This window comes from Streptomyces sp. NPDC048566, assembly GCF_043199735.1.
In the GTDB taxonomy this organism is placed as follows: Bacteria; Actinomycetota; Actinomycetes; order Streptomycetales; family Streptomycetaceae; genus Streptomyces.
Genome location: NZ_JBICWL010000003.1, coordinates 436,459 through 460,865, shown reverse-complemented (window position 1 = coordinate 460,865; position 24,407 = coordinate 436,459). Strand labels below are relative to the sequence as shown.

At 73.4% G+C, this 24,407-nt stretch carries 17 protein-coding genes and 1 pseudogene; 7 read left to right on the top strand and 11 right to left on the bottom strand.

Annotated elements, in window-relative coordinates; all coding sequences use genetic code 11:
- Positions 1 to 9: 9 nt before the first annotated feature.
- Positions 10 to 660: pseudogene (locus ACGFS9_RS08815) on the bottom strand (IS630 family transposase); the annotation flags it as partial.
- 575 nt (positions 661 to 1,235) lie between these two features.
- Between ACGFS9_RS08815 and ACGFS9_RS08810 the strand changes: the two are divergent.
- Both ACGFS9_RS08810 and ACGFS9_RS08805 read left to right on the top strand, forming a co-directional pair.
- Positions 1,236 to 1,733: a hypothetical protein gene (locus ACGFS9_RS08810; protein ID WP_393251633.1), complete on the top strand. Its 498-nt coding sequence runs from the start codon at positions 1,236 to 1,238 to the stop codon at positions 1,731 to 1,733.
- 319 nt (positions 1,734 to 2,052) lie between these two features.
- Positions 2,053 to 3,081 (top strand): hypothetical protein, encoded by a 1,029-nt coding sequence (locus ACGFS9_RS08805; protein ID WP_393251632.1) that lies wholly within the window; start codon positions 2,053 to 2,055, stop codon positions 3,079 to 3,081.
- A 472-nt stretch (positions 3,082 to 3,553) separates the two neighbouring features.
- Here the strand turns inward: ACGFS9_RS08805 and ACGFS9_RS08800 are convergent, their stop codons facing one another.
- Positions 3,554 to 3,988: a VOC family protein gene (locus ACGFS9_RS08800; RefSeq protein ID WP_393251631.1), complete on the bottom strand. Its 435-nt coding sequence runs from the start codon at positions 3,986 to 3,988 to the stop codon at positions 3,554 to 3,556.
- A gap of 237 nt (positions 3,989 to 4,225) precedes the next feature.
- Between ACGFS9_RS08800 and ACGFS9_RS08795 the strand changes: the two genes are divergently transcribed.
- A complete protein-coding gene (locus ACGFS9_RS08795) occupies positions 4,226 to 4,945 on the top strand; it encodes a hypothetical protein (protein ID WP_393251630.1) in 720 nt (239 codons plus the stop codon).
- Positions 4,946 to 5,406: 461 nt separating this feature from the next.
- On the opposite strand, the gene ACGFS9_RS08790 is transcribed toward ACGFS9_RS08795, so the two are convergent.
- The 7 genes from ACGFS9_RS08790 to ACGFS9_RS08760 all read right to left on the bottom strand — a co-directional run bounded on the left by ACGFS9_RS08790 (position 5,407) and on the right by ACGFS9_RS08760 (position 18,450).
- A complete protein-coding gene (locus ACGFS9_RS08790; protein WP_393251629.1) occupies positions 5,407 to 7,374 on the bottom strand; it encodes a protein kinase in 1,968 nt (655 codons plus the stop codon).
- A 93-nt stretch (positions 7,375 to 7,467) separates the two neighbouring features.
- Entirely contained in the window at positions 7,468 to 9,063 is a 1,596-nt protein-coding gene (locus ACGFS9_RS08785; RefSeq protein WP_393251628.1) for a VWA domain-containing protein, read from the bottom strand.
- A 194-nt stretch (positions 9,064 to 9,257) separates the two neighbouring features.
- The gene (locus ACGFS9_RS08780) at positions 9,258 to 11,858 is read right to left on the bottom strand and encodes a hypothetical protein (protein WP_393251627.1); all 2,601 of its coding nucleotides are present in this window, start codon (positions 11,856 to 11,858) and stop codon (positions 9,258 to 9,260) included.
- Between the two features lie 45 nt (positions 11,859 to 11,903).
- Complete coding sequence (locus ACGFS9_RS08775; protein WP_393251626.1) at positions 11,904 to 13,337, bottom strand: hypothetical protein; 1,434 nt, start codon at positions 13,335 to 13,337, stop codon at positions 11,904 to 11,906.
- 101 nt (positions 13,338 to 13,438) lie between these two features.
- Positions 13,439 to 15,313 (bottom strand): hypothetical protein, encoded by a 1,875-nt coding sequence (locus ACGFS9_RS08770; protein WP_393251625.1) that lies wholly within the window; start codon positions 15,311 to 15,313, stop codon positions 13,439 to 13,441.
- A 468-nt stretch (positions 15,314 to 15,781) separates the two neighbouring features.
- Positions 15,782 to 17,371 carry an FAD-dependent monooxygenase gene (locus tag ACGFS9_RS08765; RefSeq protein WP_393251659.1) on the bottom strand — a complete coding sequence of 530 codons (1,590 nt, stop codon included), beginning with the start codon at positions 17,369 to 17,371 and terminating at the stop codon, positions 15,782 to 15,784.
- 143 nt (positions 17,372 to 17,514) lie between these two features.
- Entirely contained in the window at positions 17,515 to 18,450 is a 936-nt protein-coding gene (locus tag ACGFS9_RS08760) for a LysR family transcriptional regulator (protein WP_393251624.1), read from the bottom strand.
- Between the two features lie 233 nt (positions 18,451 to 18,683).
- On the opposite strand from ACGFS9_RS08760, the gene ACGFS9_RS08755 reads away from it, so the two are divergent.
- A complete protein-coding gene (locus ACGFS9_RS08755; RefSeq protein ID WP_393251658.1) occupies positions 18,684 to 19,907 on the top strand; it encodes an MFS transporter in 1,224 nt (407 codons plus the stop codon).
- Between the two features lie 104 nt (positions 19,908 to 20,011).
- On the opposite strand, the gene ACGFS9_RS08750 is transcribed toward ACGFS9_RS08755, so the two are convergent.
- Positions 20,012 to 20,419 (bottom strand): PPOX class F420-dependent oxidoreductase, encoded by a 408-nt coding sequence (locus tag ACGFS9_RS08750; protein WP_393251623.1) that lies wholly within the window; start codon positions 20,417 to 20,419, stop codon positions 20,012 to 20,014.
- A 351-nt stretch (positions 20,420 to 20,770) separates the two neighbouring features.
- Between ACGFS9_RS08750 and ACGFS9_RS08745 the strand changes: the two genes are divergently transcribed.
- Positions 20,771 to 22,153, top strand: a complete 1,383-nt coding sequence (locus ACGFS9_RS08745; protein WP_393251622.1) for an FG-GAP-like repeat-containing protein — start codon at positions 20,771 to 20,773, stop codon at positions 22,151 to 22,153.
- Positions 22,154 to 22,387: 234 nt separating this feature from the next.
- Here ACGFS9_RS08745 and ACGFS9_RS08740 read toward each other — a convergent pair whose 3' ends face one another.
- Positions 22,388 to 22,864 (bottom strand): GNAT family N-acetyltransferase, encoded by a 477-nt coding sequence (locus ACGFS9_RS08740; protein ID WP_393251621.1) that lies wholly within the window; start codon positions 22,862 to 22,864, stop codon positions 22,388 to 22,390.
- A gap of 242 nt (positions 22,865 to 23,106) precedes the next feature.
- Here ACGFS9_RS08740 and ACGFS9_RS08735 point away from each other — a divergent pair, with 242 nt between their 5' ends.
- Positions 23,107 to 23,811, top strand: a complete 705-nt coding sequence (locus tag ACGFS9_RS08735) for a Clp protease N-terminal domain-containing protein (protein ID WP_393251620.1) — start codon at positions 23,107 to 23,109, stop codon at positions 23,809 to 23,811.
- Between the two features lie 50 nt (positions 23,812 to 23,861).
- Positions 23,862 to 24,401 (top strand): family 16 glycosylhydrolase, encoded by a 540-nt coding sequence (locus tag ACGFS9_RS08730; RefSeq protein WP_393251657.1) that lies wholly within the window; start codon positions 23,862 to 23,864, stop codon positions 24,399 to 24,401.
- Positions 24,402 to 24,407 lie beyond the last annotated feature (6 nt).

Sequence of the window (24,407 nt, the reverse complement as noted above, 5' to 3'; positions counted from 1 at the left end):
GGTGCATATCTAGGGTTTGGGGTTCGGCAGGCGGTTCAGGTAGCCGGCGAGGCGTTCGAAGATCTCGTCGGCGGACTTGGTCCAGGTGAACGGCTTGGGGTCCTCGTTCCAGTGGGCGATCCAGTCGCGGATGTCCTTCTCGAGCGCCTGGACGTTCTTGTGGACCCCACGCCGTATCTGCTTGTCCGTCAGCAGGCCGAACCAGCGCTCGACCTGATTGAGCCAGGACGAGCTGGTCGGCGTGAAGTGCATATGGAAGCGCGGGTGCGCGAGCAGCCACTTCTGGATGGCAGGAGTCTTGTGGGTGGCGTAGTTGTCGCAGATCAGGTGGACGTCGAGCTCGGCGGGGACTTCCTTGTCCAGCTTCGCGAGGAACTTCTTGAACTCGGCGGCGCGGTGGCGGCGGTGCAGGGAGCCGATGACCTCGCCGGTGGCGGTGTTGAGCGCCGCGAACAAGGTGGTGACGCCTCCACGCAGGTAATCGTGGGTGCGGCGCTCGGGCATACCGGGCATCATCGGCAGCACCGGGGCCGATCGGTCCAGCGCCTGAATCTGCGACTTCTCATCGACGCAGAGCACAATGGCGCGCTCGGGCGGATCAAGGTAAAGCCCCACCACGTCGCGGACCTTCTCGACGAACTGCGGGTCCTTGCAGACCTGCCGGAACGGGCCGCTGTCCTGCTCGCCGAGATCGGCGTCTCCGGCGTCTCCTACGCCGCGGCCAAGCTCCAACTGGCCCTGTGCTTCCATCACGCCGTCCTCGACGCACACAACGATCTCGCGGCCGGCATCACCCGCCTGTGCGAGCTCACGCAGAGCGGCGACTACGCCTACTACGTCGACATCGCGCACTTCATGGCCAGCCTCCCGATCCCCGAACAGGCCCCGCGGGCGCGGTGGATCGACGGGGAAGAGCGCACCCGCGAGCGGTGGCGGAACATAGTGATCAGGCGCCGTCGGTTCCTGAACACTGCTCGCTGACAGAGAACGAACGCGCGCCGGGAGATGGCAGCCGAACGCCTGCCACACCAGGGGCGTCCGCCAGCGCATCGGACCGGGCCGAAAATGGCTCCTCGAATGAAGCCGGTGCGGAAACGTAGCCGGAAGGGAGCGGCGTGGAGAATCGGTTCGCGGGCGGGTGCGCGTCATGCTCGGTGTGGGTGTTGGCGGGCGGCGGGATTCTCGGCAAGGGCCCCGACGGAGGCTGGGAAGTGCGGTGCGCGACCTGCCAGTACATGGATGAACGTGCTGCGGCCGACGACTTCGCCCCGGAGGCCATCGAGCTGCCGACGGTGCCGCCGCCCGGCAGCCCAAGCACCGTGACCCTGCGCGTCCTCACACTGAGCCGGGCATGCTGGGCCTGCGGGAAGGACACGGTGTGTCTGATCGGCCTGTACCCGCAGCGTCCCGCTCGCGGCTACGTCGGGCTGTTCACCACGGACAACGCCAAGACGATGGCGCTGGTGCGACGGCTGCTCCAGCAGCACGGCCACGGTCCTCCGGCCGCGACCGTCAGGAGCCGCTACAGCAGGACCATGCGCGAGCGGCAGCTGTCCAACGGCTGTGGTCACTGCGACGCGCTGCAGGGCAACTTCCCCGTCCACGACGAGGCACTGGGCCGTGTCGCCGCCAGCGGCGTGGACGGGCTGGACACGATGCTGGTCGCCGCGTGCCCGGTAGTGGAGTGGCAGGCCATCGTCCACGACAACAGCGGCGGCGTGATGGCGATCTGAGCTCAAGCGCAGCGAGAAACCCCTGGTCAGCCCCACTCTCATTTCCCATGTCCCAGAATGACATGGATTAGATATTTATCAAATTAACAGTGGCCAGGTCAGAGGGCATGTCAAGTCTCATCTTCAGCGGCGGCTCTCAGTTGATCGCAAGGGTCCCGCCTCCCGGAGCACGGCCACGATGACGGAGCCAATATAGGCGGGCCCTCACGGTCGCGAGCCCCGGGGTGATCACCGGTGCGCCGCCCGCAGTGGCTTGGTGCCCCGGGGCGGCGTGCTGCCCCGGCCGCCGGTTGTCGGTGCCGGCTTCCATACTGACGCCATGGAGATCACCGAGGAGACCCTCAGGCGCGCCTGGCGAGAAGCGACCGCCCGCCACGAGCTGCTCGGCCGGGTCGCGTTGCCGCCGCTGGCCCTGTCACGGGACGAACTGGCGGAGTGCGCCGAGCACGCGAACGGCGACGGGCTGTGCCTGCTGCTGGGCGACGACGGCACGCTGCACGGCCACCACGGCGAGTACCGCGAGGTGTTCGCCACCCGCCGGCTCGACCAGGCGCAGTACCTGCTGGCGGAGGAGGCCGTGCGCCGTCTCGGTGGCGGCCCCGCGGCGATCGCCGCCGCGCTGGACCGGATCGATCCCGCCTGGGGCAGGCTGTACCGCGGCGGCGGCCTGGACGAGACCGGCCCGACGGAGCCCTGCGGACGCGATCCGCTGGAGGGGCTCGCGTGGGTCGCCCCGGCCTGGCGTGACCAGGACCCGTACACCACGCTCGCCTTCTTCAGGGCGGCCGGCGGCCGGACCGTGGACGCCGAGCGGCTGGCCGTGTTGCACGGAGCGGACCCGGCTCAGGTCGCGGCCGAGACCACGCTGAGAGACCTGGAGTCCGTGGAGGGGGGACGGGCGCACGCGGCACGCGCCTGGGAGAGCTGCAGCTACGGGCAGGCGGGAGACTGGACGTTCCTGCTCTACCACGACCGCCCGTCGGGGTCGTTCGCCGACAAGGACGCCTACGCGGCGCTCGGGATCAGCGAGAGCGTGCGGCTGACCGCCACCGCCGCGAAAGCCATCTACACCTTCGACTACACGCGGGACGGGCGCCGCGTCGACGACGGCTGGGGAGTACTGGAACTCATCTGGTACGAGCCCGGCCGCGCCCCGTATCTCCGCGGCGGAGAGCTGGACTTCCTCAACAGGGCAGTGCGCCGGGCCGAGTTGGACCACCCCGAGGTGTCGAACGGCTTCGCGCTGTACTTCCACGCGCTGGAGGAGTCCCTCGGCCTGCGGCTGCCGCGCCGGGACTTCGCGGCGCAGGAGGGGCGGACGGCCTACTGGGCCGACGGACGGCACTGAACGAGGGCGGCCCTGTGGGGCGAGTGGCGAGTGGCGGCGAACGCGCCACGGCGGACGGGGGGGCACGCGGGCGGCGCGGCCCCGACCGCGAGCGGCGGCCCCGGTGCGCCGCCCGCATCAGCGAGGCGAGCCCGGCGAGAGGGCGCCCCTCAGGACCCCGCGGTGGGCTGCCGCCTCACCCACTCGTCGGGGCGGCGGACAACGCGGCCGGCTCCGCGGCTCCGGACAGGTGGCACCGCGGGCGGCACGCATCGCCGGCAGGGCCACCAGTCCGGCCACCGGTTGCGGAGTACCAGGCTTCGGGCGGGCGTCCCGGGCCGGCGGCTCCGGTGACCGCGCCGCGCGCCCGGCGGCGGTCATGACAACGGCGCGTCACCGACCGTTGGGGCACCTGCCCCGACGGCCCCAGGGTCAGCCACCGCACCGCACACACCCGGCCTCGGCACGTGTGACGCCGCACGACGCGCCGCTGTCAGTCCAGGCAGAACTCGTTGCCCTCCACGTCCCTCATCACCAGGCACGACTCCTCGACGCCGTCGGCGAGGAGCAGACGTTCACGGGCCGCTCCCAGGGCGACCAGCCGCGTGCACTCGGCTTCGAGCACCGCAAGCCGCTCCTCACCGACAAGGCCGGTGGCGACCCGCACGTCGAGGTGCACCCGGTTCTTCACCACCTTGCCCTCGGGCACACGCTGGAAGAACAGGCGCGGGCCGACGCCCGAGGGGTCGGAGCAGACGAACGCCGCGCCCTGTCGCTCGGGGGGCAGGGAGCGGTCGAAGTCGGCCCAGGTGGCGAACCCCTCGGGAGGGGGCGGGACGACGTAGCCCAGCACCTCGCACCAGAACCGCGCGACACGCTCCGGTTCCGCGCAGTCGAAGGTGACTTGGAACTTCTTGATCGACGTCATTGATCCATCCTAGGGACGAGGCCACCGGCGCGGGCGGGAGATGTCCGCCGCTCGCTTCAACAGGACTGACAGCGCACCGTTCTGACCGTTCGTCTGATCATCGGCACGGCGGGTGCTGCTGGGTGAGTGAAGGGTGTGGTGCCGGTGGGTGATCGAGGCGGCGACCGCGTGGCCGGTGAGCCGACTCGGGCTAGGAACGGTGGGCCATCGTGTGTCGAGTGAGGGGTTGGCCCGTCCATGTTCAAGACCGCGCTGCGGATCGCTTCCGCCGCCTCCCTGGTTGTCGCTTCGCTGACGTTCACCGCCACCGCGGACGCCGCCACGGACCCCTTCCCGGGGACGCCTGAGCAGATCCGGGACACCGGGCCGTGCGGTCCGACTGGGGGCTACCGGTCGGCGGACTGGTCCCGTACGACCACGAACCGCGCTCTGCGGCCCCAGGTCGACGTGGCGGCGGTCCGCGAGGGCTGGTACTGGCGCCACGACGTGAACACGCTCTGGCGGGGCGACACCCGGCCGGACCCGCGCGCGATCTTCCGGAGCGGCTTCACGCCCCTGGGCACGGATCTGACACCGCTGGCCAAGTGGATCGTCGGCGGGGGCGGACAGAACTCCGCCCATGTGAGCACCTCGTGCGACCGGTGGGTGGCGCAGGGGTTCGCCACGGGCGGCGGGAAGGACGGCTGGGTGTACGCCATCCAGGCGCCCGGCGGGATCGACGTGAACGCGACGGCGCGGATGACCGGCATCCAGTCGCAGTACCTGTGGAACAAGGAGATCGACTTCCCCGGCGGGGTGCAGGGCCGGTTCATCGAGGGGGCGTGCCAGTACCACTGGGCCGGTCAGGACCCGGAGACGAACGCGAACATCTACAAGAACCTGGGCTGTGTCACCAACAAGGACTTCCGTCCGGTCGACGGCCGCCGCGCCGCCGCACCGGCCGGCGTATCCCGCTGAGAGCAGCGGACGGCGTTTCCCGTGGGGTCTCGACCGGAACCACCGTTCCGGCCGAGACCCCACGGGCTCGCGATCGGCGAAACCGCTGCCGGACGGGAGTACGGGTGGCGTGATCGGTGCCACCGCACGGCATCGGCAGAGAGCGTCGACTGCGCCCCTTTGGAGAAGTACGGATACAACAAGCCCCGCCTCCAGTGTTCTGGAGGCGGGGCCGTGAGAGCGCCGGGCAGGCCTTGCACCTGCATTTCCCCGCAGGAAGCGGGGCGTCTTTCCTTGGACCACCAACGCCTGACGTTCCGGGCCGAGTTCGTCCGGAGCGCGTGAGATCGACTGTAGCGCACGCAGAGTTCACATCCAAAACGCGCCCGGCCGCCCGGAGGCACGCGGGCGCGACACCGGGGCCACCGGGCGTGCGGTCCGTGGACGGCCGGGTCGCACCGACGAACTCCGCGGCCCCCGGATCACGGCGCACCGGCGCTCGCCGGCTCACCGGCAGCCGACGCCGGCAGGGCGTGCAGGGTGCCGTGGGAGGAGGCGGCGTAGACCGTACGGGCGCCCGGCGCGTAGGTGACCGCAAGGATCTGGCCGCCGAGGTCGAGGCTCTGCAACGAGCAGCCGTCGCTCGCGTCGAGGAGCCGCAGACGCCCGTTCCAGCCCCCCGCGTACAGGGTCGACCCATCGGTGCACAGCGCGAAGAACTCCTCCCCTTCCGCGTGCTCGACGCGCCACACCACCTCGCCGGTCGACGCGCCGAGGCAGTGCACGACGCCGGCGGTGTCGCCGACGATCACCCGGCCGTCGACGCGGAGCGGCGGGGCCACGACCGGTGCGCCGAGGTCCGCCTCCCAGAGGGTGGAGCCGTCGGCCGCGGCCAGCGAGCGCAGCCCGCCGTCGGCGTCGGCGGCGACGAGCGCGTCGTCCAGAGCCAGGGGCGCGGTGAGCAGCGCGGCGGGCAGCCGCACGGCCCGCTTCCAGCGCACCGACCCGTTCTCGTCGTCGACCGCCAGCAGTTCCCGGCCCTCCCCGGCCGACAGGTACACCTGGCGCGCGTCGGCCGCGACCGGTTCGGCCGGTCCGCCGCCCTCGTCGGTCAGCGGTTCGGTCCGCCACCACACACGCCGGGTGACGGCGTCAAAGTGGTGCAGGCAGCCGGTGCTGTCACCGAGGAACACGCTCTGACCGCGCAGGAGCACCCGGGCGTCGGCCAGGCTGCCCGCGGGTACCGACCACCACCGGGAACGGGAGCGGCTGTCCCACGACTCCACCCGGCCGGCCGCGTCGCAGACGAGCAACAGGGCTCCCTCCGAGCGCAGTCGCACCGGGGTCGTGTAGCCCGTGTGGTGGCCTTGCTGTTCTCCCGTCGCCCCGTCCAGCCAGCGGACGCCTCCGCTGTCCGCCACGACCACGCCGCCCTGCTCGGTGACGGCCGTCTGCTGCGGCCACTCCCCCACCTCCGCCCGCCAGCTGCGGCGGCCGGGACGGAAGGGCACGGTCAGATCGGCCGCGTTGCCGACGCCGACGAGGAACGCGCTCAGTTCGGACCGGTAGTCCGCCAGCGTCCGGCCGACCCGGTCGGGCAGGCGCAGGGTGCCGGGCTCGCCGAAGCAGGCGGCGACCTCGTCGAGGGTGGGGCGGTCCGCCGGGTCCTGCGCCAGGCACGAGCGGACCATCGCGCCGATGGCGTCGTCTCCCAGGCCCGTCAGGTCGGGGGCCGTGCCGGACACCCGGCGCATCAGCATCGCCCGTGCGTTGTTCTCGTTGGTGTAGGGCGGGTGCCCGGTGAGCGCGTGGAGCACGATCCCGCCGACACCGAAGACGTCGGTCGCCGCGGTCGTCCGTGAGAGGCCGAGGATCTGCTCGGGAGCGCAGAAGTGCGGGTGCCCGATCACGGTGTCGAGGGAGACCGTGACCCGCTGGCCCCGGATGCGTGTCAGGCCGAAGTCGATGATCCAGGGGCCGTCCGCGGTGAGCAGGACGTTGCCCGGATGCAGATCGCGGTGCAACAGCCCTTTGCCGTGGGCGGTGTTGAGCGTGTCGACGAGATCGGCGGCGATGGCGTGCGCGGTGTGGCGGGGAAGCGCTCCGCCGTGGGACTCGATGATCTGGTGCAGCGAGAGGCCGGGGATGAAACGCGTCGCGAGGGTGGGCCGGCGCCCGCTGCCGAAGTCGAATTCGAGGAGTTCGGGGATGCGGGCCCCCTTGCAGCGGTCGAGGGCCTTGCTCTCCTGGTGGAACCGCTGAAGATGCTGGGTGTCGTCGCTGAACTCGGGCTTGAGCAGTTTGACGGCACCCAGCGTGTCGAGACCGCGGTGCTCGCCGACGGGGCGGCCGAGGTAGACCGTGCCGAATCCGCCCGCGCCGAGCTTGCCCAGGAGACGGAATCCGCCGGCCTCCGGCGGGTCCACGGCCGGGTCCAACGGCTTCACCATAGGGGGGTCCTCTCCTGGTGGGGACGGCGGATGGTCCGGCCGCGGACGGCGGCGGCCGGTGCGGGCTTCCCGGAAGCGGGGGCGGCGCGCACGTCAGTGCACGGTCACCGACGATCGGCTGTGCGTCTCGTGGGAGAAGCCGATCCCGCACAGCACGGTCGACTTCCCCAGGTCGCAGGTGCCGCTGTCACGCAGTCGCTCCTCGCCGGGCCGGGGCGCTTCGCGGACGCAGTCGAGCGCGAGGACGACCCGGTCTCCTTCGAGGCGCCCGCGCACCGTGACGCGGGCGCGTACGTCCCCGGCGTCGGTGTCCCGGCTGACCTCCCGGCCGGCGAGCGGAATGGTCTGCCGCTCGCCGGAACGCAGATCGGTGACGACGAGGGCGCCGGACAGCTTCGGGTGACGGCGCCGGTACGAGCGCCACGCGGCGGCTGTGCCGAGCAGGGCCAGGAGCAGGACGAGGGGGTACAGCCAGCCGGGTGTCCGGGCGGGGACGGTCCCGAGCACGTCCACGTCGGTGACGGTGGGCCGGCCGGTGGAGAACTTCGCGTACCCGATCGAGCTGCGCACGGTCGGGGTCCAGGGCGAGGACACCTCCGCGCGCAGCGTCAGCCCGGCCCGGAAGTCGCGGGTGCCGGGGAGCAGGCCGAACGCCCCCTCCTGGGACCAGTCGAGCCGTACCGGGACGGTGCGGCTCCGGCCGGGCTCGACGGTCACCGGGGCGACCGGGGCGGCGAGGCGCACGGCCGTGTCCCCGCCCGCCGCCTCGGCCGTCAGCCGGACCCGCAGCGGGACGTGCGCGGCGTGGGAGGTGAGGGTGACCCGGACGGTCTCGGACCGGCTGCCGGTCCGGCCGCCGGCGGCGAGCGCGACCGTGCCGTCCCCGTGCCGGGTGACGCCGTCGCCCCGTACGGACACGGCGATGCGCGCCCCCTGGTCGGGGCGCAGGACGCTCTCGGCCTTCTCGGCGCGCACCCGGTCCTTGGCGTCGGCGAGTTGGGAGCCGAGGGCGGCGGGGTCGACGGGCAGGATGCGCGGCGCTCCGAAGGCGCTGCCGAGCACCTCCGACACCTGCGTCCCCTCGGCCAGGGGCACGCCGTAGCCGATGATGTCGCGGTCGCCGGCCAGGGCGTCGTAGCGCTGTCTGAGCTGCTGCCAGGCGGGGGTGCCGAGCCGGGCGTAGGGGCTGTGGGGAGCGTTTACCGACCCGTCGGTGAGCAGCAGGACGGCACCGACGGGTGCCGAACTGCGGTCCAGCTGGTCGGCGGCGACCTCCAGGGCCGCACCGTGGTCGCTGGCCGCCTCCTCTGCGGAGCGCGGCAGTTCCTCGCTGAACAGCTTGCGGGTCCGGTTCGCCGCGGACAGCGGGTGGACGACGCTGGTGGCGCGGCCGAAGGTGACGACGGCGACCTCGTCGGCCGGGGTGAGGGTCTTCAGGAAGGCGGCGAGGCGCTTCTTGACGGTGGAATAGAGCGGTTTCCCGTCGGGTCCCTTGTCCTGCATCGAGCTGGAGGTGTCGACGAGGACGACGTAGGCCGCGGGGACGTCGTCGACCTTCAGGGAGTGGTAGATGCCGTCGCGGGGCAGCGGCTTACCGGAGGCGGCGGCGGGTGGCGCGCCGGCGACGGCGAGGGCGCAGACCGTGGTCAGCAGCAGGGCGCGGCGGGCGGTGGCCCGGATGATGTGCATGATGGCGTCCCCCCAAGGACGTGGCGGTGCGGATGCGGGCGGCGACGTCCTGGTGGGACGGCCGGCGCGGGGTCCGGCTGCTCGGCCGGTGCGGTGCGGCGGTGGGCGGAAGGGTGTTCGGCCGAGGTGACCGTCGCGACGGTCCGGGCGACGTCGTCTCCTGGCCGCGGTGGCGGGGCAGGGTGCCGGGAGCGCTACGGGCGGCCGCGGGAGGTTCCGGCGTCGAGTCTTCGCAGCCGGGCGATCTCGGCCTCGGCCTGTTTCTGCCGGTGGACCAGTGCCTGGATCTGCTGGGCGTTGTCGGCCAGGCAGGCTTTCAGCCGTCCGACGGCATGGTCGACGTAGGCCAGCCACACCTCCGGGTCCGGGCCCTGGCCGAGGGCGCGTTCGAGCCGGCCCCGTTCGTCGTCCGCGACGTGCGGCCCGGCCTCGGCGGCCCAGATGTCGCGGTAGACGGACAGCAGGTCCAGGATGCGTTCGCCTGGGCGGCCCCGGGCGGCCCAGGCCCGCAGCGGCACGCAGAGCCGGTCGGGCGCGGCGCCCGCGCGGTGTGCGGCGATCATGTCTCCGGCCAGTGCGCGGCGGTCCTCCAGGCAGTCCCCGGCGCGGCGAGCGGTGCGGTAGACGGTCCGCAGGGTAAGGGAGGGGGCGAGGGCCGGCCGCCGCAGGATGATCAGGTCCAGCCATCGGGCGTCGTCGTCCGTGTCGTTCCAGGAGGGGTTCTCCGTCAGCCGTCCGACGGCCTCGGCCACCGCGTGGGTCTGGGCGCCGGGGCCCTCCAGCAGCCGCAGGGTGAGTTCGCGGCCGGTCTCGTCCGGGCCCTCCCCCGTCTCCGGGTCGACCGACAGGATCTCGCCGAGCAGCCCGTCCACGATCGCGGGTGCGTGGTCGCGGACGAGGGGCAGGCCGAGTTCGCCGTGCAGGGTGGAGGCGTAGACGGTGATCCTCGTGGAGACGCCCGCGGAGCCCGGCAGGTCCGGGGTCCGGGCGAGGGCGAAGAAGGCGTCGGGGAGCCGGCCGCTGAGTGCGCACAGCAGGTCCCACCGGGCCGCCGTCTCGGCCCGGGCCTGGTACGGCGGGCGCTCCAGCGCCCGGTGCAGCGGTGTGCCCGAGGACTTGTCGTCCGGGCCGGGCCGTTCCCCGCGGCACGCGCCGGCGACGAGTCCCTCGAAGAAGCCGCCGCCGAGGAGGTCGTCGGCGTGCCCGCAGGCCGTACCCGCGGCCAGCAGGCGGGCGGCCGGGCCGGGGTGTGCCTGCGCCCATTTCCTCGTCAGCCCCGCCGGCATCCGGCCGGACGCCAGCAGGTCGTGCAGGAAGGCGAGTTCGGGATGTCCCGCCACGTCGGGCGCCGCGTCGTCGCCGAGCCAGCGCAGCCACGCGAAGACGTGCGGGGCGGGGTCGTGCTGTGCGCACACCGCCTGGACCAGGCGGCCCGCGCGTCCGGGGATGGACAGCAGCTGGGACTGGGTGAAGTGCATCGTGCCCGGGGTGAACGCGGTGATGGTGGGCAGCAGCCGGTCGACGACGGGGTCCTCCGTGTCCGCGGGGGCGTCGCGGCGCACGTCGTCGATCACGCGGGCCAGCGCGCGGTCGAGCGGGTCGCGGCCCTCGCGGGTGTCCTCGGTCGCCTCGCGCAGCGACTCGAACCTGCTGCGGGCGCTGTCGAGTTCCCCGGCGAGCAGGTCGTCGACGATCTGGTTGCCGAGCGCCTGGGACACCTCGGCCTGGGGCAGGTGGCGGGCCATGGCGCTCAGATCGGTGGACGGTCCGGCCAGCTTGGCGGCGGAGAGGACGGCGACGGACCGGGTGTCGTAGACGTCGTGGCGCAGGGCGTCGTCGATCAGGTGGTCGTCGACGGGGCGGCCGCGGCGGACCTCCTGGGCCAGTGCGAGCCCGGGGTTGAGTGCCGCCAGCGCGCGCAGGGCGTCGTCGTGCACGGCGGCGGACGCGATGTCGAGGGGGTCGCGGAAGCGGGCGAGGTGGGCGACGACCTTCTCGCCTCCGTGGGCCTCCCACGCCTCGACGAGGAGGTCGAAGTAGGAGCGGGCGGCGGGGGACAGCCCTCCGAGGTCGGGCAGTTCGCCGCCCCAGGCGAGGCTGGTGACGCCTGGGGAGTCGTCGACGACGCCCCAGTACAGGCGCATGGGCACCTGTGATCCCGAGGAGCTGCCCGTCGCGGCGGACAGCGAGTCGCGCACGCCGAACGGCAGCATCGCGGCGACGCAGTCCAGGACCTGGAGGAGTTCCAGCGGCGCGTAGTTGCGGTCTCCGGTGACCACGACCGTGCCGTCGAGGAGGCACGCCGCCGCCGCCGCGAGCCAGTGGCTGACCTCGGTCACCCGGTCGGTGAACACGGTGCCCGCGTGGTCCGCCAGCAGACCTCCCTCACCGACCGACAGGAGGGCGGGCTCTGCTCCCGTCGACGCCAGGCGCGGGACGGCGTCGAGGGCGGCCCGGGCCAGCCCGCACCAGCCGAGGGAGAGGTCGCCGATCGGGGCGGCGGGGACGGAGAAGTGGTGGATGCGGTGGATGAGGCGGTTGGTGCGGTCCATCGCGTCGGTGGTGTCCAGGAGGAACACCCCCACGGTGCCGGTCCCGTCGGGATTGCGTCCGGGGCCGATGGTGATCCAGGGGAGCTGGTCGCCGCGCGACGGTGTGCCGGGCGACCAGTGCAGGATCGAGGCGTTGAACTCGGCGCTCCGGTCGGGCGGGCAGGCCGCCAGCACCTTGTAGCCGCTGTTGGTCTGGGGCTCCTTGCCCCACAGGGCCCAGTCGGCGGTGAGTCCCGGTGGCATGGCGTGATCTCCTCTGGTGCGGACGTACGGTCGTGCGGTGCCGGGTCAGGAAGCCTGCGGGCCGACGCCCCGCAGGAAGAGGAAGGGTTCGAGGATGTTCACGGGGCGGGGCGGGGCGACGAGCCGCACGTGGTCCTCGACCGGATTGACGAGCGAGGGGTTCTCGAAGTCGAATCCGCGCTCGGGATCGATCCAGAAGCCGACGGCGGAGCACACGAAGTACCCGACCTGCTCGGGGGCGAAGTAGAGCTCGATCTGCTGCTGGATCTCGCGGAGGCTGCCGTGCGGGAAGGCGTGGCAGAGTCCGTCGAACAGCCGTTTGGCGTCGGTCACCTCGGGCTGTCCGGTCCTCGGGTTGAGCCGGACGTTGCCCTGTTCGCAGGCGAACCGGAACACGCGGTCGTCGTCGAACTTGGCGAGGCAGACGGCGATGCTGTGCGGCAGCTTGTTGCCGTGGCGTTCGCCGCGCATGTTGACCTCGGTGGCCACGCCGCCGAGCACGTCGGAGAAGAAGTCCGCGCTCTGCCGGGCGTCGTCGCCGAGTGGGCCCTCGTCCCCGTTGACCTGCCACTCGCGGACCGGGTCCACCACGTACACCATGGCCCGGGAGGCCCCCAGGTCCTTGATGAGCTTGCCGCCCAGCGCCGCGCCGGTCTGCGAGCGGAGGTCGAAGGCCTCGCCCGGCACGTCCCTCAGGCTCACCTTGAACTCGGTCAGCTCACGCCGGCGGGAGGCGCGCCCCCAGCGTCTGCGTCCGCCGCGGGAGAACCGCGTCCCGGTGAGGTCCCCCGCCAGCGTGAAGCGGACCGGGCGCTGCTCGTTCAGCGTGGCGGGCGGGAACGTCCGGTCGCGGTAGAGGGTGTGCGCCAGGTCACTGAGGAACTTCTGGGAGGCGTGGTCCTCGGGCCACATGCTCCACTTGCCGTACATGGGGTCCTGTACGGCGTGCGACAGGGCGGCGAGCAGGGTCGATTTGCCGCTGCCCATGCCACCCCACAGGGTGATGGTCGACTCGCTCGCGGCTGCCGGCTGCTCCGCCTCCTGCCGGGCGGCCTGCTTCCGGGCCGCCTTCTCGGTGCGGTCCTTGGGCGTGGTGGCCTTCGCGCGCTGCTCGCCGGGCGTCGCGGGCTCGTCGATCTTCTCCACGAAGACGGGCTGGGCGCTGTCGGCCCTGCGTGCCGTGCCGCCGGCCGGTGGGGCGGGGATTCCGGCCCGGTCGTCGCGGGGCGCGGTGGGGGCGGGCACGGCGGGCGCGCTCCCGTTCGGCGGGGCGGATCCGGGGGCCCCGCGCGGGGACGCGACCGGGGGCTGGGTGGGCGCGGGCGGCAGGGCGGCCCGGCTGCCGACCAGTGTCGAGGGGTCCCAGACGGCGAAGGGGCCCTCGCCCGTCCGGTCCCGCTTGCCGCGTTCCGCCTTCTCGGCCTTCTCGGCCTTCTCGGCCTTCTCGCCGCCGGTGCGCGTGGATCGCTCGTCGTCCATGACCATGGTGGTCTCCCCCAACTGTCCGCAGCGGAACGGTCCCGCCGCACGGTTGCTGTGCCGCGCACCCCGGGTGCGCGTCCCTGTGATGGAACGGGCGGTCAGCCGGCCGCCGCGGGCAGCCAGTCGCCGCCGGCGCCGTCGCACGCGACGAGCCGGATCGGAGTGCCGTCCTCGGGCCGGCCGAGAGCGGGCGCGGTGACGGCGGAGGCGATGGACCGGGGGTCGTGTCCGGCCGCGAAGCGCCCTTCCGCGCCGAACAGGTCCCAGGCGCGGTCCGCCCAGCGGGCGAGGTGCGGTTCACCGGCCAGCCGGTCCATCCACGTCGGTTCGTCGATGACCGCGAGGCAGGTCACCCCGTCGTCGTGGCGTACGGACCGCAGTGCGGCCTCCCACTCCAGGCGGTCCGGGCAGATGCGCACCGCCGCGCCGCGGCGCAGGACCTGGGGTGGCCGGCTGCGCGGGTGCGGGGGCCGGGAGCCGACCGTCAGCAGGACCCGGTGGCTGTCGGGGCGCCACGCGTCACGCCAGGCGGACAGCTCCTGCGGTACGTGTTCGAGGCCGGTGGCGAAGTCGTGCCGCAGCACGCTGCGGTGCCAGCCGCCGAGCACCTGTTCGGCGGCGCGCGGGGGCGACAGGGCCACCCGGTGCACGAGGGGGTCGCTGTGGTGGGGCCGGTCGAGGGGCGCGTGGTCGCGGTAGCCGATCAGTCCCACCCTGAGCGAGTCCTCCTCGCCCACCGCGTCGCGTACGGCGGCGACGACGGCCGCCGCCTCCTGGAGCCGTTCCTCGACGGCAACGCCTCCGTCGGCCTGCGGCCCGGCGATCTCCACGGCGAGGACGAGGTCGACGGGACGGGGGCGCGAGAGCCTGCGCGGGGTCTGGAGGGCCAGGGACGCCCAGTCCGACGCGTCGGAGGTGTGCGGGCCGTCGTAGTGCAACTCGACCCGGCCCGGCCCCACGAGCCGGTAGCGCAGCGTGGCCCGGGCGCGCGGTGCCAGTTCGAGGCGGTCCGTCCGCAGCGTCCGCCAGTGCGACGCGGGTTCGTCCCGGCGCGCCGAGACGACGGCGGCCAGCGGCTGTCCGGCCGGGTTTCCGCCGGGCGGCGCGGTCACGGGTACGCGGACGTCGGCCCCGGGGGCGGTCCGCGTGCCGGTGGGACCGGCCGGGCGGCTGCCCGCCGGGAACAGCACCGTCCGCATCAGGGCGACGGTGCCGCAGCTCCCGTCCACGTGGGCTCCGGCCAGCCAGACGGGGTGGCGCAGCGGCAGCCCGGACAGGAGGTCGTCCGGGGCTGCGGGCCAGCGGGCGGGCAGCCGCAGGCGCACGACCGGCGCGTCGCCGCTGCGCAGCGTGTCGGCGGCCCGCTCGACGAGCGGCCAGCCGGCGGCCCGCACGACGAGAAGCAGCGGACCGGTGCGGGGCCCGGCCTGCCGCAGGAGGAGGTCGAGCCGCCGTCCGAGCGCGGCGGTGGGGTCCGTGGACGCGTCGGCGTTGCCGGGGCCGGCACCGTCCTGTGAACCGGGCCCTCCCGCGTCCGCGGGACGGAAGGGCGCGCCGCCCGTGGGGGCACCCGCCGCGAGCGCGGTCGTTCCCCCGGCGAGCAGGAAGAGACGGGCGAGTCGGCCGGCCGGCGAGGGAGACTCGGCCGGTCCGGTCCCGGCGAGGTGGCGGACCTGCGGTCCGGGGCCGTCCGCGCCGTACGCCACGTTGCTCAGCCGCACGTGTTCGGCGCCGACCTCGAGGATGTGCAGGGAGGGAATCCGCGCGGATGCCAGGGAGGTCAGGAGCCAGCCGAGTCCGGCTGTGGTGACGCGGGCCTTCCGCTCGGCGACGACATCGTGCCAGGCGCGTCGCCACAGCCGGGGTTCCGGCCGCCCGTCCGGCAGCAAGGCGGCGACCGCGTCCGACGCGGGCGGATGCGCAGCGGCCTCGGAATCCGCGTATTCCGTGATCTCCGTGCGCGACGATTCCACCAGGTCCGCTACGCGGAGCGCGGCGCGCAGATTCCCGGTCTCGCTGCCTCTCCCCGAATCCACTCGCACGCGTTCCCCCGTCCCGCTGCGATCGCCGACGGGTCGACGGCATTGCCGCCTCCCGCTGCCGACCGGCGCCAGACATGCCGGTGCCCTGGTGAGAGGCGCGCAGGTCTGATCGCTTTCGTCCCCCGGAGTCCCCACTCCGCTTACGCGTCACAGTAATCGTCACGCGCGGGGGATCGCAGCATTTTCGGCAGCATCTCGACGATATTCGGCCGGGTAATTCCGGCGAAGCGTTCCCATGGCGAACACCTGGCCGGAGAAAGGATTTCCGTGCCGCATTTCTCGTGCAGCAAGGAATCCGGAACGCTCAGGAGGTGACACATTCGGTCGGCTTTTCCGGATCGTCGACCGTGCCGGACCCGGCGGATGGCCCGGTGGTCGGACGCGGACACGGAACGCGGCTCACCCCGGCACGGACGCCGGGAGGGCCGCGGACATCTCCGCCGCCCTCCTCCTGGACTGAACCGGATCGCCTGATTCCGACGCGTGCTTCGAGTCGGCCGGAACCAGCCACTGCGCTATCGCCTCGTCGGCGCCGTCCAGGTCCGCGGGCCGCTCGGCGGCCCAGGCGACGTATCCGTCCGGCCGCAGCAGGAGCGCGGCGAGCGGAAGGCCGGGCACCGGCGCCGAGCGCACCACGCGCAGCGTGCCGGGCCGCGCGGGCGGCGGCGTCCACCGACCGTGCGCCGATCCGAAGAGGACCAGGGCCATGCGCCCGTCCCCGAGCAGCCGGATCACATCCAGCAGTCCTTCCTCCGTGCGGAGTTCACGGTTGGTCAGGAAGCGTCCCTCCCAGGACGAGGGTCGCCGCGACCGCGTCGGCAGCGTTGCGTCCTGGCCGCTGACCATCAGAGCCAGCCGCTCCACCTCGGCCCGCACGTCCGTCCCGCCGCCCGTCGCGGCGGCCAGTTCGGCCAGGGACCCGGGAGTGGCGCCCGGCCGCATCAGAGCGACCTGCCGCCGCACCTGCTCCAGCAGGCGGGCCGCCGCCGGACGGCGCTCCGCGTCGTAGGAGTCCAGCACCTCGTCGGCCGCCGTCCCGCGCACGGCCAGGGCGAGTTTCCACCCCAGGTTCAACGCGTCCAGCAGTCCGGTGCTCAACCCCTGCGCACCGATGGGGAAATGCAGATGCGCCGCGTCGCCGGCCAGCAGGACTCGCCCGGAACGGTAGGAGCGGGCCAGCCGGGAGAAGTCGCTGAACCGGCTCAGCGAGCGCGGTTCGTCCATGGCGAGGTCCCAGCCGAGCACCCGTGACGTCTCGCGGCGGAACTCCTCCAGTTCCAGGGGGAGTCGGTGATCCGCGTGCGGTCGCAGGCAGTCGACCACCCGCAGGTGCCACCGGCCGTCCGCGGTCTCCTTGGCGACCGCCCAGCCGCGCGGCGTACGGTGCCACCCGGCCTCCGGGGGGCGCTCCCCGGTGCAGCGCACGACTCCCACCATCGCCGCCACGGTCGGCGCGGACACGTGGGAGGGGATGCCGGCGAGCGTACGGACCGCGCTGCGGGCACCGTCCGCCCCCACCACGTAGTCGGCCTCGAACCGCACAGCTCCGTCCGGCTGTTCGGCCCGGACGAGCACCGAGCGTTCCCGTTGTTCGAGGCCCGTCACCCGATGCCGGCGCAGCACCCGCGCGCCCGCGCCCTGCGCACGGATCGCGAACTGCCGCTCCAGTTCGGCCTGGGTCCGCTTGAGCAACGGCTCGGGTTCACCGGCGGGCGCGGCCAGTTCGAGACCCCACACCCCGGCGAAGTGGAACGGCACCGCGGCCCCGTCGTCCTCCAGCGGCAGAGGGGGCGCGGGCAGATGGCCCCGGCGCGCGAGGACCTGCGCGGTGCGCGCGTGCAGGGTCGTCGCGCGCGGCCGTTCGGACACCCGGGTCCGCTGCTCCAGCACGACCACGCGCACTCCGTAGCCGGCGAGTTCGCCGGCGAGCAGCAGGCCGACCGGCCCTCCGCCCACGATCACGACATCCGTTCGGACACACTCCACCATCAACGTCGCCCCCCAGCGGTCACAGAACACCGACGCCTTCATCACCGGATGCGCAAAAATATACCGGCCGCCTGGTTGTTTTCTGAGGGCTCGGCAGGGACGGGTTCCGGCCAACTCGGCGCCGTCGTCCGGTGCGGCGCGGCTCAGTCCTTGACGACCCACTCCGGCACCCAGGTGCCGGCGGCGTCGTGGCCGCCGGCGGTGGACGCGAGGTGGGAGCGCAGCGCCGCCAGCGCCGGGTGGGGGTTGTCGCGGTGCCACAGCAGCGCGTGCGGGTAGACCGGGACCGGGTCGGTCACCGGGATGAGGCGCAGTCCGTAACCGGCGGGCCAGACGTGGCGGGTGTGCTCGCCCATGAAGGTGGCGAGGGCGGGGGTGTCGGCGATGGTGTCCAGCAGCGCGTCCGAGCCGAAGTTGGGGCCGGTCGCCTCGATGGTGAGGCCGAACTCCGCGACCAGGTCGTCGTAGTAGGCGGCCCACTCGGTGCCGGGGACGATGCCCGGCATCCAGATCCGGTGCCCCACGAGCCGGGCGACCGTGACCGACCGGGCGCCGGCCAGCGCATGGGCCGGGCCGGTCAGCAGCCGGAGCGGCTCGTCGAGGACGCGGGCGGCGGCGATGTCCGGGGGCAGCGGGCGCCCGGGCGCGGTGACGGCACGGAAGGAGGCGTCGATCGTGCCGGACCGGATGGCGGCGATCGCGGCGTCGATGTCGAACAGCATCAGCACGTCGAGTTCGATCGCCGGATGCGTGCGGTGGAACTCCCGCAGCAGTCCCGCCGCGGCGCCGCGCGAGGCGATCACGTCCACCCGCAGCGGCCGGCGGCCGGCGTGCACGGAGGCCCGGGCGCGCTCGGCGACCCGGAGCAGTTCCCGCGCGTGCGGAAGGAACGCCTGGCCGTCGATGGTCGGCTCGGCTCCTCGCGGGGTCCGGGTGAACAGGCGCACGCCGAGTTTCCTCTCCAGCACGGCGATGCGCTTGGACGCGGCCTGCTGGGTGATGCCCAGGTCGGCGGCGGCCTCCTGGAACCGTCCGGCGTCCGCGACGGCGACGAAGGTCCGTACCGTGTCGAGGTCCATGCCCTCACCCTAGCCACACAACCACTGGTTGTACCGGATCGGTCCGGTGGTTGTTTGATCTGCGCACACGCCGCCCGCTTTGATGCGTTCGATCGCACGACGGTTGTACGGGTGGATGGCGAGGAGCGTCGCGAGTGACACACAGGGAGGGATCGCGGCAGCCGCTCGCATCCCCGCACGGCTCCCGCCGCAGACGCGGTGGGCCCACGCACCGCACCGGGCGCGGACGGCGGCTGGGGCGGCGCTTCGGCTGGTTCTGGGCCGCGTACGGCACCAGCGCGCTCGGTACCTGGCTGGCGTTCGGGGCCTTCCCGCTGATCGCCGTCCGGGTGCTGCACGCCGGTCCGGCCCGGGTCGGGGCGCTCGCCGCCGTGGGGTCGGCGGTGGGCGCGGCGGTGGCGGTGCCGCTCGGACCGTGGGTGGAGTTCCGGAGGAAGCGGCCGGTGCTGGTCGCCATGGACCTGGTGCGGTTCGGGGCGCTGGCGACGATTCCCGTCGCGTTCGCGTGGGGAGTCCTGACCTTCGCGCAGCTCCTGCTGGTCTCGGTGGTCGTGGCGGCGGCCGACATCCTCTTCCGCGCCGCCTCGGGCGCCTATCTGAAGACCCTGCTGCCCGCGGAGGACCTGCTGGCCGCCAACGCCCGATTCGAGTCGACGGCCTGGACGACCACCGTGATCGGTCCGCCGCTGGGCGGCGCGGCCATCGGCGTTCTGGGCCCGGTGTCCACGGTCCTCGCCGACGCGCTCACCTACCTCCTGTCGGCGCTGGGCGTCCGGGCGGCGGGCGGTCGGGAGCCCGAGCCCGCGCCGCGGGAAGGACGGCTGCGGGGACGCGATCTGCTCGACGGATGGCGCTTCATCCTCGCCGACGCGGCGCTGCGTCCGCTGTTCTGCAACACCGCCCTGTTCAACGGCCTGGTGATGGCGACCGAGCCGCTGCTCGCGGTGCTGCTGCTGGGCCGGCTCGGCTACGAGCCGTGGCAGTACGGGCTGGCGTTCGCGGCGCCCGCGCTGGGCGGTCTGCTCGGCTCGCGACTGGCCCGGCCGCTCGCCGGCCGGTTCGGCGGGAACCGGGTCCTCCGGGTGGCCGGAACTCTTCGTGCGATCTGGCCCATCGGCCTCGCCTTCGTGGGGCCCGGGACCGCGGGACTGCTCCTGGTGACCGGCGTCGAGGCGGGACTGATCTTCTCCTGCGCGGTGTTCAACCCGCTGAGCGCCACCCTCCGGCTCCGGCGCACCGCGGCGGAGCGCGTCAGCCGCACCCTGACCGCGTGGACCGTGACCACCAAGGCGGCCACGGCGCTGCTGACCGCGCTCTGGGGCGCGCTGGCGGCCCTGATCGGTCTGCGAACCGCGATCGCGTCGGCCGGCCTGCTCCTGCTGACGACCCCGCTGCTCCTGCCCCGGCACTCGGACACACCGGCCGACCGCCCGGAGCCGGCTCCCGCTCGCCGCTGAGCACCGGCCTCGTCCGCACGCCGCCGGGCGGCCCCTCGGCCCGCGCGTCGTCGCCCGGACGGTCGTCCGTCCGGGCGACGACGCGCCGGCGGGGGCGCGGCGGCTCAGATCGAGCCGACCACCTTGCGCGGGGTGATGCGCACGACGACGCGCTCGGCGTCGTCCTTCGAGGCGGGGTTGAAGTCGGCGTAGTCCTTGCCCGTGTACTTGCGCGACAGGTCGTTGATCAGCCGCTGGCCGCCCTCGGTGGTGAGCGTGGCCGTCCCGCGGATCTCGGCATAGGTGTACGGAGCGTTCGGCGGGTTGATCATCACGGTGATCCGCGGGTCGGCACGAAGGTTCTTCTCCTTGCGGCGGTCCACGGTCGTCGACACCAGGAGGTCGTCACCGTCCCGGGCGAGCCACACGACGGTGAGCTGCGGGCTGCCGTCCGGCTGGATGGTGGCCACGGTGGCGAAGACCGGGTTGTCGTCGATGAGCTTCTTCAGGTCGTCGGAGAGTTCGGCGGACACGGATCGGGTTCCTTCCCTCGGCTGACTGCTGTCTCCCGACCAACTGCCCGTGGAGGAGATCGGTAACGCCGGCCCGCGACGCCCGGCGGCGCCGGGCACCTCCCGCGGGAACGGAGCGGCGAAGGCACCGACGGGGCCCGCGCCGCTCGCCCCGCCACCGCCGCGGCCTGCGGGCGCCCCGCGGTCCCGGCCGTGCGCTCGGGGAGATCACCCGACCGGCCCCGTCGCGAGCGGCGCCCGTCGGGCAGGCGACCGGAGGCAGGATGCGGCGTCAGGGCCGTACAACCTCGGCCGCCTCCCGGTTGTCATCAAGATGTCGGTCCCCTCGCTCTGCCCTACCGGAGGCTCCCCGTGCGCCGAAACCTTCTCCTCGCCGTAGCGGTCGCGGCACTCGTCACGGGCACGCTGTCCGTCGCCGGACCGGCCGGGGCGGCCCCGGCGGCGGCGTCCGCCCCCGTCGCGGACTTCAACGGCGACGGATACGCCGATCTCGCCGTCCCCGCGCCCGGGGGCACCGTGGCCGGCCGGGACGACGCGGGGTACATCACCGTCCTGTACGGCTCGCCGGGCGGGGTCGACACGGCGCGCCCGCAGTTCATCAGCCGGAACTCCGCCGGTGTGCCGGGGGACGCGGTGGACTACGACGCGTTCGGCCGGGCGAGCACCACGGGCGACTTCGACGGCGACGGCCGCACCGACCTCGCCGTCGCGTCGGACAACGGTCCGACGGTCGTCCTGTGGGGCTCCCCGACGGGCCTGAGGTCCTCCGTCGCCCTCGCGGCCGTGCCGCACGGCGGTCCGCTGGCCGCGGGCGACGTCGACGGCGACGGGCACACCGACCTGGTGGTCCCGACCGGACTGGTGGGCGTCGAGTTCGGGCCGATCTCCCGCAAGGGAAAGTCCTCGGCCCGCACCGTCGTCCCCTTCGACGACGCGGAGGACACCCGGTACGGCTTCGTCGTGGGCGATGTGACCGGCGACGGGGCGGACGACATCGTGACCACGCACGGGTTCGAGGACGAGGGGCACGCGACCCGCCTGTGGAAGGGCGGCCGGGACCGCACGGTCACCCGCGTCCGGCAGACCATGACCCCGTCACTGGACGGCGTGATCGCCGACTTCGACCGCGACGGATACGGCGACTTCGCCACGTTCAAGTACGGCACGAGCCACGAGGACATCACCAGGCGCCCGGGCACGCTGGAGATCCGCTACGGCTCGCCCGCGGGGCTCTCCACCCGGACGGCGACCATCACCCAGAGCACACCGGGCGTACCGGGCGTGGACGAGGCGGGCGACCAGTTCGGCCTGTCGCTCGCGGCGGGCGACGTCACCGGCGACGGCTACCCGGATCTGGCCGTCGGGGTGCCCGGCGAGGCCATCGGGACGACCGCCGGGGCGGGCGCGGTCGTCCTGCTCCGGGGCGGGCCGAAGGGCCCCACCGGCAGCGGTGCGCTCGCCTTCTCCCAGTCCACCGCCGGCGTACCGGGCGTCTCGGAGCGGGAGGACCGCTTCGGGGAAGAGGTCCGGCTCGCCGACGTCAACGCGAACCATCGCGCCGATCTGATCGTCACCGCGCCCTGGGAGGACGCCCCTGAGACCGACTCCGGGGCGGCGTGGGTCCTGCGCGGCTCGAAGAACGGTCCCGTCACGCGCAACATCGCGACCTTCAATCCCGCCACGCTCAAAACCCCGCAGGACGAGGCGCACTTCGGCGCCGACCTCCCCCGCTGAGGCGCCCACCCGGGACGGGCGCCCATCCGGGCGCCCTCCTGGATGACGGCGTGCCAGGGCGACGGCTGCGGTCATGAGCCAGAGGTGCGGTCGGCCCGCTGCCGTTCCAGGATTCCGCGACGTGGCCGGAGAGCGCGCTCAGGAGGCGCCGCACCGGCCGGCACTCCCCCGGTTCCGGAGGTGACAGGCGCCCGTCACGGCACGGTGACGCGTGCCGCGAGCGGGGAGTCCCGGTCAGCCGGGCAGGGTGAGGAGGACCTCGTCGATCTCGGCGCCGCGAGCGTTGGCGAAGCCCCGTGCACGGCCGGACACCACGAATCCGCACGCGGTCAGCACCCGGATCGAGGCGAGGTTGTCCGCCGCCGCCCGGGCGTGCACGGGCCGGCTCGCCTCGATGAGGAGCAGGGCGCGCAGGGCCGCGGTGGCCACTCCCCGCCCCCAGTACCGCTCTCCGATCCAGTAGGTGACCTCGCGTTCCTCCGGCGGCCCGAACACGGCGGCGTGCCCGAGCACGCGACCGCGGTCGTCGACCACGGTGCGCACGATGCCGGCCGGGTTCCGTCGGACGCGCTCCCAGTGGGCCCGGAACAGGTCCGGGTCCGACGGGTCCTCCGAGGTGAAGGCCGCCATCCGGAGCCCCTCGGGCTCTTTCATCTGCGCGAAGAAGACGGGCAGGTCGGCGTCCCGTACCTCTCTGAGCGATACCTCCACCAAGCCCTCCCCGTCGTCCTGCGGCCACGCGGCACACACGGCCGTCCGCCGTCCCGTCCACGCACGGTGGGCCGCGTTCCGCAACTCCCGCTGATCGTATATTCGTTCGACCTCCGGCGCCCCGGAAAGCCCGGCGCTTCCGTCCGGCCGCCACACTCGCCTCCACCGACGGGACGCCACCCCACCGACGCTATCGTCAACTACGGGTTGACGCACCACCATCGTCAACCTAGTGTTGACGTATGAGCCCACTCGACATCAGCCTCGCCGACCTGATCGCCCGGCTCGACGAGGAACTCCCCGAAGCAGGGGCACTCGCCCGGATCAGCGAGGCGCGGCTGCGCGCCCAGACCCTGTCCGACCTCGGCGACCAGCTCATCGACCACTACGTCAGCAAGGCCAAGCGGAACGGTGCGTCGTGGACTGAGATCGGGGACGCGATCGGGGTCTCCAAACAGGCCGCGCAGCAACGCCACGCACCCGGCCCCTTCGAGCGCTACACGCAACGGAACCGGCACAGCATCGTGCTGGCCCAGGAAGCGGCGCGCACGCACAAGCACGACGCGATCGGCACGGAGCACCTCCTGCTCGGCCTGCTCGGCGAACCGCAGGGCCTGGCACACGCCCTGCTGGTCGAGAAGGCGGGCCCGAAGGAGCGCGTCCGCGACCGGATCGAGGCGGCGATGCCCCCGGCCGGCGCGAAGGCACCGCGCGGACACATCGCGTTCCGACCGGAGAGCAAGGAGGCCATCGAGCAGGCCCGCGACGCCGCGACCGATCTCGGCCACGACCGCGTGGGAACCGAGCACGCCCTGCTCGGCCTGATCCGCGTGCCGGACAGCTCCGCCGCCCGAGTCCTGCGCGAACTCGGCTTCACAACAGACGAGTTGCACGAGACGGTGCGCGCCGTGCACGCCGCCGGCAGCACAGAACCCCGCGAGCCGTAGCCCGCCCGGGGCGCACCCCCCACGCCCCTCCGGCGCCCCCGCGCGCCACGATCACGTGGCGCCCGCACGGGCCTCGCCCGACCCGGCACCGCCTCCTCGGCGGCGCGCACACGTCCGGCCGCGTCGAATCGACGGCCCTCTACGGATACGGCACCTACAGCTTCACCGCCGACCTGCCGAACGGAAAGGGACTGCTGCCCGCCGTGTGGGCCGCCTACCTGAACCCGTGGCTGCCCGAGATCGACGCCGCCGAGATCGTCGGCTCCGACCCCGGCACCGTCTACCAGACGTTCCACGACACCGGCAACGCCCAGACGCAGTGGGCCGTGAACAACCCGGGCGGCTGGACCAACAGCTACCACACCTACACGTTCACGTGGTGGCCCGACCACATCGACTTCGTGGTCGACGGCGCGTTCCAGGGAACCAAGTGGTACACCACCCCGCCCGGCATCGGCATGCACGTCATCGTCAACACCGCCGTCGGGGGTGACTGGCCGGGCAATCCCGACTCCACGACCTGGGCCACGGCGGACGGCGCCCGGTACCTCAAGGTCTCGGCGATCACCTACACGCCCTACTACCCGTGAGACCGC